Origin of the sequence: Paenibacillus sp. CR_12 (genome assembly GCF_041953985.1) — a bacterium.
Taxonomy (GTDB): Bacteria; Bacillota; Bacilli; order Paenibacillales; family Paenibacillaceae; genus Paenibacillus_AQ; species Paenibacillus_AQ lautus_A.
In genome coordinates, this window is the sequence record NZ_JAVFHO010000002.1 from 386,593 (window position 1) to 401,628 (window position 15,036).

Below are 15,036 nucleotides of genomic sequence, written 5' to 3' on the forward strand. Positions count from 1 at the left end.
GTTCATATGGATGCAAACAAAAAACTTCAAAGTCGATCAAAATTTTAAAGAGCTGACCGAACATCGAACCACAGTCTTGCCAATGGCATGTTATCGCACAACCATTCGTCAAAACATCAATGGATATATCCCCTTGCACTGGCATGAAGAATTTCAATTTGTTCGGATCATAAAGGACAAGCCATCTTTCAGATCCAAGAAGAAAAAGTGACGCTGCGCGAAGGTGACGGAATTTTTATTAATAGCGGCTCCCTGCACCTGGCAGAAGATGATAACGACTCAGGTTGTCACTATATTTGTTTAAATGTTTTGCCTAGTTTTGTTCTCTCACAAGAGCTCTTTCGAACGTATGTATATCCTTATATCGAAGCGACGAACTTATCTTATATCATCCTGCCCCCAAGGGAACATTGGGCAAAAAACATCCTGGATGCGATATTGGAAATGGACCGACTGATCCATCAACGTCCAGCTTTATATGAATTAGACCTTACGATACAGTTAACTCACATATGGAGAAATTTGGTTGTTAACGGTTTTCCATTAGCATACAAAGAAGCAGATATGCTGAAGAACCATAGAATGAAGCAAATGCTGAATTGGATTCATCACCATTATGCTGAAAAAATCATATTAGAGGATATCGCAAAGGCGGGGCAATTGAGTCGGTCCGAATGCTGCCGATACTTCAAACGACTTCTAAAGAAATCGCCTTTGAATTATGTGATGGAATACCGTATTCAAAAAAGCCTGATTTTATTGCAGCAGCCCGAAAATAACGTCACGGACGTTGCCTATCAGGTAGGATTTAACAGCACCAGCTATTTCATCAATCAATTCAGAAAAACAATGAACATGACACCTTTAACCTATAAAAAGCTGAAAAAAATAACGTAACATGCCGTAATGGAGTTTAGGAACTTTATATGCTTCAAACAAAAAAGCCGCATACCATGCGGCTTTTCAGTGTATTCATGCCTCTTGTCGTTTGACAAAAACCAGCGGTACGGGTAATTTACCAGACTCGCCGTCGATCGTGCAGCACAAGAAGAATGATCATTACCATGATGATCCCCAAAATAATCCCCGCTTCCGTGGTCAACACCCGCAGCAACGCGTACTCCGGCGAAAATTGGGAGTCCGTGCGTATGGCGGAAAAGAGATTGTACGAGAATAACATTCCCGACGAAATCCACACCGTTGCCATCGGGGGGAGAAACCTTCGCGATCCGTTATCCGAAGTTAGAACCCGAGCTCCCCACGCTCCAACGATAGACCATGCTCCGGTACTAAACGTCAGCAGATGCCACCACACATCGCGTTCATCCACTCTTGCCGGGTCAATGCCGAAGGTCCCTCCCGCAGCCCAAAACACCTTAATGGTGCCGAGTAGAATACAGCCAACTCCAACAAACTTGGCCAATGTTTGCTGCAGCTTCAAAGTGTTCCCGGGTAAATCACGATAATCAATGAATGTGCCGAAGGCCTCCGGCCAGCGTGTTCTGGCGTAACCTGCTAGGGCGAGAGGCAGACAAATGCCGACACCGACCAGCGATATCATGACGAACAACTGTTCATAAACCCAAACATCGGCCGCGCCTGCCTCCTTATCCCGAGTCATGGCTGCCGGTCCTAGTACCGGTGCCAAGAGCAGCATAGGAACCAGCAGACCCGTACCCATCCAAATGGGGATGGCAACCAGCCAAGCAGGAAGACGTTCGCCCCATGGCATGCTGAACGCCAGCGCCAGCAGGATTCCGATCATTGCGAGCACTACGGTAGCTGCGTTGATCGCACGCCAGCTAACATCGCCCATTTGTTCGGTCGGAATGAAGAAACCTAAAGTCCAAACGATTTTGATCAACAGATACGGCAACACCGATATGGCTGCTCCATAGCCGCATATACGACGCATTTTCATCCATAACGGCGCCTGCAGCTCTTTCGACATTGCCATGTTATCATACCTCATGTTGGATTACTTACCTCCTTAAATAACGCTGCTTGCATATCCCATTCTATCTTCTGATTCGAAAAGTAAAGCGACCTTAAGTTTAAGAATGGGTTAAATTTCTGCATAAGTAGCCTTACGCGAGGTAATTGATCAAAAAAAGAAACTGCATGCAATCGTAATCTAAATGCTGCCGCCGCTATCCTTCCAAAGATAAAACGAGCTTCCGTTTGCTTCGGACTTCAACTCCCATTGCAAACCCATCTCCCTGGTCATCATGGATACAATGGACAATCCAATTCCAGCTCCTTTTTCAGGAGACTCGTTACAAGTGCCGGGCCCCTTGTCTTGTACGATAATAGCCTGATTGGGATAATCCGTGATTTGAATGCCGATGTATCGGCCAACTCCAGCATGACGCACCACGTTCTGGAACACATTGTCAATGATCCGATGAAGCCACATGGGGTCTACATTCCATAGGATCGGGCAATCAGGCAGCTCGACAACAACATCAAAGTCCTTTGCCTCGAAGATCGGATACCATTCGGCCACGCGGTTACGAACTTCTTCAGTGATATCGATCGATTGGATGTTAATGGGATACTTACCCGCTGATAGCAGTGAGTATGACAGCAGGTTATCCATCAACTTGTCGACTTCATCCAGCTTGTGGTCAATGATAGAAAGCGACGTCTGTTCCTGGGAAGCAGCAGGATTACTTCGAACGGAATGAACATGCTGCCGAATGACAGTTAACGGAGTCCGGAGATCGTGGGAAATATTCGAAATGAATTGCTTACGCAGTTCCTCCTCCTCCCGCTCACGCTGCTGACTTTCTTTAAGCTCGCAGACCATCCGGTTAAAGGCTCCTTCCAGCTCTCCAATCTCGTCTTCCTTGCTAATAACGACTTCATTTGGGAAGCCGGTCTTCCCGCTTAAGTTCATCGCTAATCGAAGTTTAATCAATCTTTTTCGAAGATTCACGAAGAATAGAAATGACAGTACCAAGAAGCATAGACAGACGGTGAAGAACATAATGGCTAACGGCATGTTTTCTGGAAACGACATTTCCGCAGATATAATATAAGATTCGGGAAGACTCATCACCATAAAGCCTTGTTTTGGATCGTTTCCGATGAGAGCCGTCAAGGTAAACGCTTCCTGGCTGCTATCCAGGGTTTGAAGCGAGAGCATATCCTCATAATTCCATTGCGCCGGGATATCGTTCGAGGTGACCTTGATCGCATTCGTTCTACCCGACGAGTCGACCCAGAACATCTCCGCCTCCGGATATTCCTTGCTCAACGCGCCTAGTTTGGCATAAATCGCGGCACTTCCTGCACCATTCAGCTTGATGGCCTCCTCTTGCCACCTACGAGTGATCTCTTCCGGACGATACATCGAATGCTCGCTGAATAGGTAACCCGGTAAATAAAACATCGCTGGAATAACCGGCCATAGCAGCAATGCGGTCATCATCAGAGCCAGGTATTTGCTCATTAACGAGGTGCGCATCCTCATGTTCCCACTCGGTATCCGACGCCGCGAATCGTCTCAATCGTGAATGTCTTCATCTTCACACAGACTCCTAACAAATGGTATAAGGTTAGTCTAACACACGAAGGAAATACGGTGAGAGTTATTACGAGAACTTCTATGCTTCAAGCAAAAAAGCCGCAGCTTATGCGGCTTTCCTAATAGTCAATTTCGATCTGCCTATATATTCTCCTGCTTTAACGCATCAATAATGTTTTCCTTTTTTAATTTCCTGCTGGAAAAAATAATCGCAGAAACGACAATAACAAATACGGCGACGACAACTGACAGCACACTCAGCCAGGGAACGGTGAATCCGTAGCTGAATCTGTTCGCAAATGACCTATAAATCAGAATCATTACGGCGACACTGACGGGAAGCCCGAACAGCATCGACTTGACTCCATAAAAAATACTTTCATAGTTCATCATTTTCGCAAAGCCCTTTGGCGTCATGCCAACGGATTTTAACATCGCAATTTCTCGCTTACGAAGGGATAAGCCCGTTGAGATGGTATTAAAAATATTCGCAATGGAAATCGCGGAGATTAATACGATAAAACCGTAAGAAAAGACGGCCGTCAATAGAATCTGTTGTTCTTCGCTTTTTCTGGATTGATGTACATTGTAGACATTCAGATTGGTCTCAAACATCTCTTCGATTTCCTGCTGTGTTCTCATCGGCTCCGTACTTTTCAAATAGAGGTATGTCTGAAGGTTAGCCGGCTCCTCGTCGTCTGCCAATTGATCCATGATGCGTTCCGACACGATCATATTTAACCCGCCCACGCCTGCCCCGCTCATCCCCATCGGCGCTTGATCCGTCAGCGCGGCAACGGTCACCCGGCTTACCTTCGTTTCTTCCGCATTATCTTTATAGCTATTCGTTAGTTCGAAATTTTGACCGACATTCGTATACACGGCCTTCGTCTGGACATATTTCCCCGCATCCATATCTTGGTAGCGGATCGTATCCATCACGATCGCGGCAGGATGATCCGGATCCCTAAGCTGTTCGTAATTTGCACCGACGGCATTGGCATAGGCTTGCAGACTCGAATCGTCTAATGCATGGATCTTAATCTCGTAAGGGTATTTTCCGTCCTGCAGTAAACCCTTATCCTTCTTAACCATCTCTTGCAATTCATCGGCGATGTACGCTTCATCGACCCAAGCCTGCTTATAGAACTCTTGAATCAGGTTGTATTCCGTTACACCATCTAAGGATACAATCGATTGCAGCAACCGGTCGTCTATTCTTTTTCCAGTGCTGTACGACACTTCAATATCATAATTGACGCCTTCCTGCGACAGTTCCAGGGATTGTTTCATGCCGGCGGTAAAAAACGATACCGTCAAAAACAAAACGATGCTGATGACAAGCGAAAATACAATGGCATGATATCTCCGTTTGTTTCTTTTTAAGTTTTTCAATCCGATTTCCGCTTCGATGCCGAAGAGCTTGCGAATGAACCTCGACGTTTTCACGGCTTTCGCCGTAAGCTTAACGTCGGACGTTTGGCGAATCGCGTCCAAAGCGGAAACCTTGGATGCTTTGATCGCCGGAAGATACGTCGAGATGAAAATCGTCAGCATCGAAACAACACAGGCAATCAAGAGTGATAACGGCGTGACGATGACCGTCAGCTTTTCACTGCTCCATAATGCCCCTTCAATCATCGGGTTCATGAACCAAAAAGTGATTCCGATCCCGGCAATACCGCATAGAATGCCAATCGGAATGCTGATCAAGCCAATAATGACACCTTCAAAAAGCACGGAATTTCGCTTCTGCCTTTTCGTAGCCCCGACGCTCGCGAGCATCCCTAAATGACGGGAACGTTCCGAGACGGATATCGCAAACGCATTATAGATGAGCGAAACCGAGCCGATCATAATGACCGCCGTCAGGATCGCCGATAAAGAGTACATCGTGCTGTACGATTCTTTGTTTTTGGATAAGCCGTAATAATGCAGCAAGTCGTTATTGTATTGGACCGATTCGATGTCGTTTCTCTTTGCCACATTTTCCGCATGCGCGAACAAGGACGGTTTGATTTTCTGCAAGACCACCGCCGCATTCACGTGATCGTTTGACCCGATCATATTATCATCGACATAGCTGATAATCGTATAACCCGGCGCCCAAGCCGTTTCCCATTCGGGACGCTTGATGTAGCCGACCACCGTATAATCCCTTGTCTCGATATGCTGCAACGATTCCGTCAATATGCCGTCTTCCCTACGCAGCGGTTCGGTCTGGTCCAAAGGATGATCGCCCCCTTGTTCGAACCGTTCGCCGATGCGAAGGGTTAGACGATCGCCGATTTCGTACTTCACTTTGGCGTTCGTTGCAACGGGCTCGGAGATAACGACTTCCTTGTCCGTACGGGGTAGACGCCCCTTGCTTAGTTCAACCTGAAATTGCGTGAAACCTTGCGCATCATACTCCTTAATGAACAAGTATGGTTTGTTGGGATTTTGTCCCCCTTCTAAAGGAGCGAAGCCAAGATCCCTTGTAATCGCAACGGTTTTAGTTGCCTCATCGGCTTGTATCGCCGCAAGCTGTTCTTTGGTAACATCTTGATATTGGACATGCCACTCCCCGCTATCCGCGATGGTTTGCCTGATCATTAAATCCGAGAAGGAGAACACAAGCGTAGCGACAGCGGTCACCATGGCAACCGAAATGATGACGCCGATGATGGTTACGAGTGTTCGTCTCTTGTTTTGCTTTATATTCCGGATGGCAAGTTTGTAGACAATATTCATCGACGGATCACCTCGTCTTTGGCAATCTTCCCGTCTACAATTGAAATGATCCTGTCGGCCTGCAAAGCGATTCGTTCGTCGTGAGTGATGACAATCAGCGTCTGATGATAGGTTTTATTCAACATTTTCAACAAATCGACGATCTCGCTGCTATTTTTGCTGTCCAAATTCCCGGTAGGCTCGTCTGCCAGCATGATGGCAGGGTTACTGATGATCGCTCTGCCGATCGAAACCCGCTGCTGCTGTCCGCCGGATAACTGATTCGGCAGGTGGTTTAAACGATGCTCCAAATTTAGGGTCTTTACGAGTCCATCGAACTGCTTCTTATCTTCCTGCTGGTTGTCAAGCAAGAGCGGAAGCGTCATGTTCTCTTTCACCGTTAAGGTGGGAATCAGATTGAAAAACTGGTAGATCAGTCCGATTTGTCGCCGACGGAAGATGGCCAGTCGCGTTTCGTCCAATGCATAGATGTCCGTATTTTCAACGAAAACCTTGCCGCTTGTCGGTCGATCGACGCCTCCCAGCAGATGAAGAAGGGTCGATTTTCCCGATCCGGACGGACCGATAATCGCGACGAATTCGCCTTTTTGAACCGAAAACGAAATATCGTCAAGCGCCTTTACCGCCGATTCGCCTGTGCCGTATATTTTAGACAGATGCTCGATTTTTAAAATTTCCATTACTATATCTCCCTCCCTTCATGATCAATTCCAGCTATAGACCATCTCTTTATACCCAACATCCCACAGGGTTACATTTCCCTCTATGGTTATCGTAAGCTCATTGGCCTGAGGGAGATAAATGGAGCTCATATCCGGCTCATGACGACCGGCTTCTACAGATACAGTCAGGAACTCATGTCCATCGGCGGTAATCCTAATGCTGCCCCGGGAATCCTCCTGATCGGGAATTCCATAATTCAAGAAGAGGTACACCTCCTTCTTATTGCCTAGCGTGTACCTGTACGTTTCCTTGTTTTTGCCTTCGATGCTGTACACATTATATTGGGGTTCCACTTCTTGACCGCCAATCTCAAAACTGGCCGTTTTGGGTCCTGTTGTTGGATTCCCCGTACGATCCCTTAAATCGTTTATCGCCACAAAGGGTCCCAAATCTTTGGTGAACGCTTGGTCAACCATTCCGAAGATCCCCCATACCCCGAGCATCAAGACAATGCCGGTAAAACCCGCAGCAGCAATATTTCTCCAGTAGTTTTTTGTACGAAAGCCAAGTTTGTACGCCCCGAATCCGATGGCTGCGCCCGTTGAATTCTGTATGACGTCGTTCATGTCGAAGCTGCCGAGGAAAGTAAGCGCCTGAATCGACTCCAGCATAAGAATGGACAGGACGAACAAAGTCATGAAGCGAACAAAGTTGGTTCGATATAACAACGGAATCAAAATGCCAAAAGGAATGAAAGCGGCGACGTTCCCGAAACCCACAAAATCCATCAACGTCGGATGTAGAAGGTCGGATAGACCTGGCAGCCTAAAAAAATCGTCCGGTAAAAAAATAAAGGTGTACCCCATGATTGGATCTGCCTTACCTACTCTGCCGAAAGCGAAAAACAAAAAATAAAGAATAAACAGGGTGTAAAATATCGTGATAGCAAAAATAATCTTACGCTGTTGCTTCGATTGCATTGTCTTACCTCCATCGTTCTTCTGATGAAAATCATTTTATCTGTCTAAAATGACTTTTCAGTGACGATGGAGGTGACAATTCAGTCACTTAGAGGAGTGCTGCTAAATCACCTGCTTATAAAATTTAATCCGAAACTGCGTACCCTTCTCGCTGTCGCTCGTCACATCGATCACGCCGTTCTGGCTGGCAATGATGCTCTGGGCCATCGCAAGGCCTATGCCGATGCTCCCTTCGCTAGCATTCTTTCCTTTGTAGAAACGTTTGAAAATATACGGCAATTCTTCTTTCGGAATGCCTTTTCCGTTGTCGGCAATGACGATTTCCGTGTATAACGCGTTTTCGGAAAATGAGATGGCGATCGCACCGCCTTCAGGCGTATGCTCCACTCCGTTTTTCAAAATATTGATAACCGCTTCGGCAGTCCAATTGAAATCGCCGACAAAAGAGACATCGTCATCCCCCGCAATGGAAACCGTCTGTCCCTTAATATCCATCGGAATCATTACCGGCTCTAATGCCTTTTGGATAAGGTTTTTCATGGGTATTCGATCTTTTTTGAATGGGATGGTCTTCGCGTCCATTTTCGATAGCTTTAATAAAGAAGAAACAAGCCAGTCGATCCGTTCAAGCTGGATGCGAATATGGTGGGTGAACTCCGTTCTTTTGACCGGAGGCAGGTCGGGGGCGCTTAGCAGATCCGCCATGACGGTCATGGAGGTGAGCGGCGTTTTGAGCTGATGCGAAATATCGGAGATGGCATCCGTCAATTGAAGTTTGTCCCGCTGCAATAGCGACCGGTGTTCCGACAGCATGCGCGTCACTTTGTAAATATCATTCTTTAGGATGCTAAGCTCGCCTTCTGTATTATCCCGTACGTCAAGGGTATCATTGCCGCTGCTAATCTCCCGCAAATAGACGGACAGCTTTTCAATTTCCCGGTATCTCCATTTCGTAAATAACAAGCTGCCGCCAATGAGCAAAATCGATAGAAAGAAAACGAGCACCGCGGCGGCAGGAGAGATCATAAGAGCTGCAACAATCGCCGCAAGGCTGATTGAACCCATAACGAACAATAACATCTTAATTTCCCGATTGCGCAGCATCTAATCACCAACCTTATATCCCAGTCCGCGCACGGTTTTGATCAATGTCGGATGTCCAGGATCATCTTCCAGCTTTTCCCGCAGTCTTTTGATATAAACGGTTAACGTATTGTCGTTCACGAAATCGCCGGCCACATCCCAAATTTGCTCTAAAAGCTGATTTCTTGAGAGAACCTGCCCGATATGGTTGCCAAAGATGAGCAATAAGCGATATTCCAAAGCGGTCAACGCTATCTCGGCACCGTTCTTGAACACTTTCCCTTCCAGCGTATTGATGCGTATATCATCGATATCCATGATGCTGTTAACTTGGGACGGCTTTTGGTATCTCCGCAAGACGGACTTGATCCGCGAAAGAAGTTCGCGAACCCGAAAAGGTTTGGTAATATAATCATCGGCTCCCATATCAAGCCCCATCACGACATTAACCTCATCATCGATCACGGTTAAGAAGATGACCGGAATGTCACGCCGCTCCTTCACCATCTTGCACAATTCATAGCCGCTTCCGTCCGGAAGCTGTAAATCGAACAGACATAAAGCGAACTGATCGATGTCTTCGGCGAGCACCTGTTTTGCAGATGCGACATCATGGCAAATAACGGTGGAATAGCGCTCTTGCTGCAGCGAATATTCCAGGCCGGACGCAATCGTTTTATCATCTTCCACTAACAAGAATTTCATATCCAAAAAGATCATCCTAACGTTATGATTAAATTTATGACCCCATCTTCATTCTGATAGTTTACCAACGCATTAGGAAAAATAAAAGCCGTTGCCACAATGAAAACGGCAGCCGATCATTTGACCAGCTGCCTCAATATGATGCTTCAACACCAACTACGGATAGGCAAATCTCGAATCTCAAGCTTTCGTTGCTGTTGTCCATACAATACAGCCAACGCAGCGGCAATCGCCATAAAGATGGCGCTGGATGCCACGCCGAATGGCAAGCCGTATTGTTCGACGATCAAACCTCCTACGATGGGACCGATGATCTGTCCAGAGGCAAAAAAACCAGTGGCTATGCTGAGGCTTGGCGCATACGCGTGGTGAGGGACATGACGACGAAGAAGCGCGGTTGTCATCAGCGGAGGGGTAATAAAGGAAACCAACCCAATCGTGGTGGCTCCAAGTACAGTAAAGAACATATTATCAGTGATTACCCCACACGCACCGATCGTACCTAAGGTTAATCCCGACGCCAGCGTATACCCGCTCGGCCATCGGTCAATGGCTTTGCCTCCGATCCATCCGTTAAACAAACCCGCGAATCCGATACCGGACCATATCAGCCCGGCATAGAGGGATGGAATGCCTTGGTTCACCAGATAGGGAATCAAATACGTGAAATAGATGATGTATCCCCAACCGAAGAAGAAATAAGAAGCGATTAGGAACAAGAGCTTATTGGGGTTCAACAGGAGACGATACACATGATTGCTTTCTTGGTCCCATGGCTTCGATTCGGACGGCGCCGGTATTTTTACGACTCCCCTCTCTCTGGTAACAACGAACTCGAAGCCGAGCGCGGCAATTACACCGAATACGCCCATGATTACCCAAGCATAACGCCATCCCTGCAGGTGTGAAGGATCAATGATAAAGGGGGCGAACAAACCCGTCACTAGAATGCCGGCAGAACCCCCCAGCCATATAAGACCCGATGCAACGCCTCGTTCCGCCGGTCGAACGGCATCCATGGCAATGGACAGAACTAACACGGTCGCGAAGGCAGATAACAATCCGATGGCGAACCGCCAAAGCCCAAGCTGGGTAAAATGGTCACTAAATGCCGAGCCGATCAAAGTTAATCCGAGCAATAAGCACGTCATCCGATTCATGATATGCTTGTGGTCTGGAAACCGCGAGATCAATGGGGAAAGACACAACGTCCCGATTAAATAACCGATAAAGTTGACGGTGCCGAGTATACCCAACTGTCCATAGCTCCCCCCGATGACCCTCTGGATCCCGGGCAAAAACATGCCGTAGGAGAGCCGGGAAAAACCGAGTATCACGACAAATAATAACGATGCCCATAGCGTAATCCAATTCCATGCCGATTTAGTACCCATATCCCCCATCTTCCCCCAAAATAATAAGACGAACCATGAACCGCTACCCTTCCTGCATTACAATCTCGGCTTCGATGCCCATCTGTTCGCACAGCTTGTGAATCCGGCGCATGTCCTGTGTGCTGGTGATCCATTCGCAGCCCAAGGCTGATGCCTCGTGAGCCGCCCATTGCAGGATATAGACTATAGCATCCGCATGGGCTTCCTTCGTAGCGAAGTCCTCCAGTATCAGCGTGCCGCCCCGGATCGAAGCACGCACGTATGCCCAGTGCTGTCCGGCAAAGCTGCGTGCGACAAAACGCGTTTCACCATCCGACGGAGACTGTATGGAGAGCGCTTGCAGCCATTTGCCGAAAGCTCCTGACCCCGTCGGAGCTTTCGGGTTCCCCCATTCAAGTGAATCGGCAGCCAGCTTCCGCAATTCATCCTCGTCAGCGACGCTCTTCCACTGCTCACTTTGGTAAGAGTTCGGGAGAGTCGGTTTGAAGCGGACTTGCCAGCTGCGTTCGCCTGCCCTGATGCCATTGGCACGAAGGAGATCGGATACGGTGATCATATCAAGACCTTTGGCATGAGCATGGTGTACAAGCGATTTTACGGCCTGCGGCGTTTCTTTGGCGATTTCATTGGCATGGAACATCAAAATCGTCCCATTATCCAGCTTAGGTATCACCCGTTCCACAAGCTGCGCGCTTAGCGGTCCCGACCAGTCGACGGTATCCTCCCCCTCGATGACCAGATAGTTCCACTCCCGAAGCCATTCCAAATTTTCTTCCCGATAAGAGGCGTAAGGAAACCGCATGAAAGTCGGAACCGGCCTTCCCGTTGCTTCTTGATAAGCAAGCTCAGCCCATTTCAACTCTTCCAAGAATACGGCTTTGGTCACATCTGCCATTCTGCGGTGATGGTAGGTATGCGTGGTAAGCTCATGGCCCCTGGCTATCATTTCTCTTGCTTTCGCCGGATACCGATCAAACCACTCGCCCGTTAAAAAAAACGTCCCGCACGCGCCTCCCTGCTCCAAAGCATCCAGCCATGCGTCAACAGGAACCCGCATCGGTCCGTCATCAAACGTAAAGGCACAGTGAGAAAGCGCCGGATTGCCGCGAGTAATGACCAAATTAGACATCGTAAATCCCCCTTCTGTAATATCTTTTCACCAGAATACCGGTGAACCTATTGTAAAATTACAGCAATGTTTTGTAAAATTGAATAATATGAACGAATGATTCAGATATTTTAAACAAAGGTGATGGAAATGATGGATCTTCGAGCTTTAAAGACCTTTGAGGCTTGCGTGCGTCTTGGACATTTTTTGAAAGCCGCCGAGGAACTCCAATATGCTCCTTCTACGGTAACCCTTCAGATTCAGCGTCTCGAAGCTGATCTTGGCGTTTCTTTGTTCGTGCGCGACGGAAAACGCGTGATTGTGACCGAAGCCGGCCGATGGCTCTATCATGAGGCCTCGGCTTTACTGAAATCGATCGGAGCCATGAGGCAGACCGTCTCGGATATTGCAACGGGAGATAACGGCTCAGTGCGTTTTTCCTCTATCGAGCCTGTCGCAAGCCAGCAGCTAGCGGCCGTGATAGCCCGCTTTTGCAAGACTAGACCGAAAGTGCAGTTAACCATGGAAGTAGGCGGCAGCAGATCCATTGCGGAGAGGGTTCGGGCCGGCGAACTCGATTTTGGTGTTTGCTCGGCTCCACCTTCGAAGCTCATGCTGGAGTTTGAGCCGCTGTTTGAAGAAAGATTAGGCGTCATGTTAAACATGAATCACCCGTTAGCCGATCGAGATAGCATCACGGGAAGCGACCTCGCGGGGCATACCATTCTAGTCAAAGAACCGACTTGTATCTATCGGGAGCTTTGGGAAACGGCGATTGATGAGGCTGGGGATAACCTGTTCTCTTGTATGGAGGTTGGAAGCTTCTTTGTGATTCAACAAATGGTAAAGGCCGAGCTCGGCATCGGGATTGTTCCGATATACAGCGGTCTGGAACAGGAGGGCTCCTTGGTTATACGACCTATAACCGATTTGAATCCTGTCATTACGATAGGCATCGCTTATAAAGACAAAAACGTCCTAGGCAAGGCAGCTTTATTGTTAATGGAGGCCATTCGGAGCATCCGCGAACCCAAGCCTGCTCTCTAAAATTCGACAGGACCTGTATGGAAAATGACGATGAGTTAACTCCCATGAAAATTTCGGCGGCAAAGTCCCGTGCTGTTCATGCCCTTCTTGTTCAGGGCTGCAGCGTCGCGGAAAGTTGAAAATCGTCCTCTTTACGTAAAAAAAAAGCCGCAACTGTGCGACTTTTAAGCATATATGTTGTATCGGTCCACGGCCATACCCCAGGACTACCCGTTCTGGCCGGATACCTTCGCCCAGAGTTCCAGCTCGTTCGTGCAGATAAGCAAGGAAGGATATTGAGCTGCCAATTTCATGTCGCTTTCTTGATTAACTGTCCAGGAGATGAGCTGAATGCCTTCTTCTGCACAGCGATGGATGAAAGGCTCCGTAATATGTTGATATTCGATCGACATGTAGCCGCAATGGATCTCTTTGGCAAATGGAAAAAATGCCGGCGAAGCCCCAATGTTGATCAGGCCAAGGCCGATTGTATCGTCAAGCTGTCTTACTCTTTCGAGGGAATAGTGGTCGAAAGATGTGATGAAGACCTGCCCCTGCATTCCTTTTTTCTTGACCATATCGAGCACAAGCTGTTCCATCCCCGGGTATAGATCGCCCATCTGCTTCAATTCAATATCAATGATGATCCGGTCCTTTAATAAATCGAGCGCTTCTTCGAAGGTTGGAATGCGCTCCGTCCCGTCAATCGTCAGCTGCTTCAGTTCGGCCAGCGTCAAGTCCTTCACTCGCCCCGCTCCGTTGTCAGTCATACGGTCGACAGAAGTATCATGGATGACCACCGGAACGCCATCCTTGCTTAATTGAACATCTAGCTCCAGGTGAGTGAAATTCAAATCGCAAGCTGCTTGAAAAGATATTAACGTATTTTCAGGGTATTTACTTGAATACCCCCGGTGCGCCATGCCTTTAATATGTTTTTTCATGCCATCCTCTCCTTTGCCCCTTTGCTTCGGGGAAGCAAATCCAGCGCTTCCAGCACTTCGATCATACCGTCGCCCATCGCCATTTTCGCGGCCGCAAATGAAAAAGCCTCAGGCCAGCAGCAACGGATGGATGTTGGCAATCGCGGCTAACGGGCCCTTAACGATCTTATCACCTGATATTACAGTGAGCGGCGCTATTGCACAATGCGTTTCTTCCAACTCTTGCATTCAGATCGTCAATAACACACTTCGCTTGTTCCCTGCGCTCAAAATACTCAGTAGCTGATTGTCGGACATCACATGCAAGAAGCATGCGCACTTGCTGAATCCGACAAACTGTGATATTTTAATTTCCAAGTAAACAATATGGAGTGTGAGACCGGAACTATGGATTACCCTGATCGCATCAAGTCAATCATTTATGAACAGCTGCTTCACTTCTCTCATTTGCATGAACAGCGAATGGAACTGGAACTTAAAGAAATCCAAGAGATGGTCCAGCTTCATCAACTGAAAGGCGTACCTGGAAATTTATCGACCATCCATGTCCTGGATTGCATCGGCCAACATGAACCGATCAATCATTCCGCGATTGCCGAAAAATTAAATTTGTCGAAGGCGAGCATTACCAAAATCAGCAAGAAGCTGCTTGCGCTTGACCTTATTCATCGGACCCAGCTTAACGACAATCGCAAAGAAGTCTATTTTCGTCTAACGCCCCAAGGTAAGCAGTTGTTCGAATTGCATCGGACTATGCACGAAGCAGAGGAGCAGCGCTTTATGCGATTTTTGGACGATTTCTCCGAAAGCGAGCTGCAGACGCTGTTGAAGTTTTTTCAAGGAATGGCCCGGTATATCAGCGAGAGATAAG

The 15,036-nt window shown here is 47.7% G+C and carries 12 protein-coding genes and 1 pseudogene; 3 read left to right on the top strand and 10 right to left on the bottom strand.

From position 1 onward, the window contains the following. The first annotated feature begins 10 nt into the window (after positions 1 to 10). Positions 11 to 897 (top strand): annotated as a pseudogene (locus tag RB297_RS05435) (helix-turn-helix transcriptional regulator). A 118-nt stretch (positions 898 to 1,015) separates the two neighbouring features. Here RB297_RS05435 and RB297_RS05440 read toward each other — a convergent pair. From RB297_RS05440 to RB297_RS05480, 9 genes are all read right to left on the bottom strand, one after another. Beyond that, complete coding sequence (locus RB297_RS05440; RefSeq protein WP_192571723.1) at positions 1,016 to 1,957, bottom strand: hypothetical protein; 942 nt, start codon at positions 1,955 to 1,957, stop codon at positions 1,016 to 1,018. Positions 1,958 to 2,134: 177 nt separating this feature from the next. Continuing rightward, positions 2,135 to 3,454, bottom strand: coding sequence for a sensor histidine kinase (locus tag RB297_RS05445; protein ID WP_375119966.1), 1,320 nt, complete (start codon positions 3,452 to 3,454; stop codon positions 2,135 to 2,137). Between the two features lie 216 nt (positions 3,455 to 3,670). After that, positions 3,671 to 6,262, bottom strand: a complete 2,592-nt coding sequence (locus tag RB297_RS05450) for an FtsX-like permease family protein (protein ID WP_375119967.1) — start codon at positions 6,260 to 6,262, stop codon at positions 3,671 to 3,673. Beyond that, positions 6,259 to 6,942 (bottom strand): ABC transporter ATP-binding protein, encoded by a 684-nt coding sequence (locus RB297_RS05455; protein ID WP_096773924.1) that lies wholly within the window; start codon positions 6,940 to 6,942, stop codon positions 6,259 to 6,261. Before RB297_RS05455 ends, RB297_RS05450 begins: the two co-directional genes overlap by 4 nt. A 24-nt stretch (positions 6,943 to 6,966) precedes the next feature. Continuing rightward, entirely contained in the window at positions 6,967 to 7,905 is a 939-nt protein-coding gene (locus RB297_RS05460; protein ID WP_375119968.1) for a VanZ family protein, read from the bottom strand. Positions 7,906 to 8,007: 102 nt separating this feature from the next. Then, positions 8,008 to 9,009, bottom strand: coding sequence for a sensor histidine kinase (locus RB297_RS05465; protein WP_192571719.1), 1,002 nt, complete (start codon positions 9,007 to 9,009; stop codon positions 8,008 to 8,010). Continuing rightward, positions 9,010 to 9,693, bottom strand: coding sequence for a response regulator transcription factor (locus RB297_RS05470; RefSeq protein ID WP_015735612.1), 684 nt, complete (start codon positions 9,691 to 9,693; stop codon positions 9,010 to 9,012). A gap of 146 nt (positions 9,694 to 9,839) precedes the next feature. Continuing rightward, complete coding sequence (locus RB297_RS05475) at positions 9,840 to 11,087, bottom strand: YbfB/YjiJ family MFS transporter (protein WP_375119969.1); 1,248 nt, start codon at positions 11,085 to 11,087, stop codon at positions 9,840 to 9,842. 43 nt (positions 11,088 to 11,130) lie between these two features. After that, positions 11,131 to 12,216: a polysaccharide deacetylase family protein gene (locus RB297_RS05480; protein ID WP_375119970.1), complete on the bottom strand. Its 1,086-nt coding sequence runs from the start codon at positions 12,214 to 12,216 to the stop codon at positions 11,131 to 11,133. 129 nt (positions 12,217 to 12,345) lie between these two features. Here RB297_RS05480 and RB297_RS05485 point away from each other — a divergent pair, with 129 nt between their 5' ends. Continuing rightward, complete coding sequence (locus tag RB297_RS05485; RefSeq protein WP_375119971.1) at positions 12,346 to 13,242, top strand: LysR family transcriptional regulator; 897 nt, start codon at positions 12,346 to 12,348, stop codon at positions 13,240 to 13,242. 206 nt (positions 13,243 to 13,448) lie between these two features. On the opposite strand, the gene RB297_RS05490 is transcribed toward RB297_RS05485, so the two are convergent. Then, on the bottom strand, positions 13,449 to 14,165 hold the full coding sequence (locus tag RB297_RS05490; RefSeq protein WP_375119972.1) for a glycerophosphodiester phosphodiesterase: 717 nt from the start codon (positions 14,163 to 14,165) through the stop codon (positions 13,449 to 13,451). A gap of 387 nt (positions 14,166 to 14,552) precedes the next feature. On the opposite strand from RB297_RS05490, the gene RB297_RS05495 reads away from it, so the two are divergent. Further along, on the top strand, positions 14,553 to 15,035 hold the full coding sequence (locus RB297_RS05495; protein WP_096773931.1) for a MarR family transcriptional regulator: 483 nt from the start codon (positions 14,553 to 14,555) through the stop codon (positions 15,033 to 15,035). Position 15,036 lies beyond the last annotated feature (1 nt).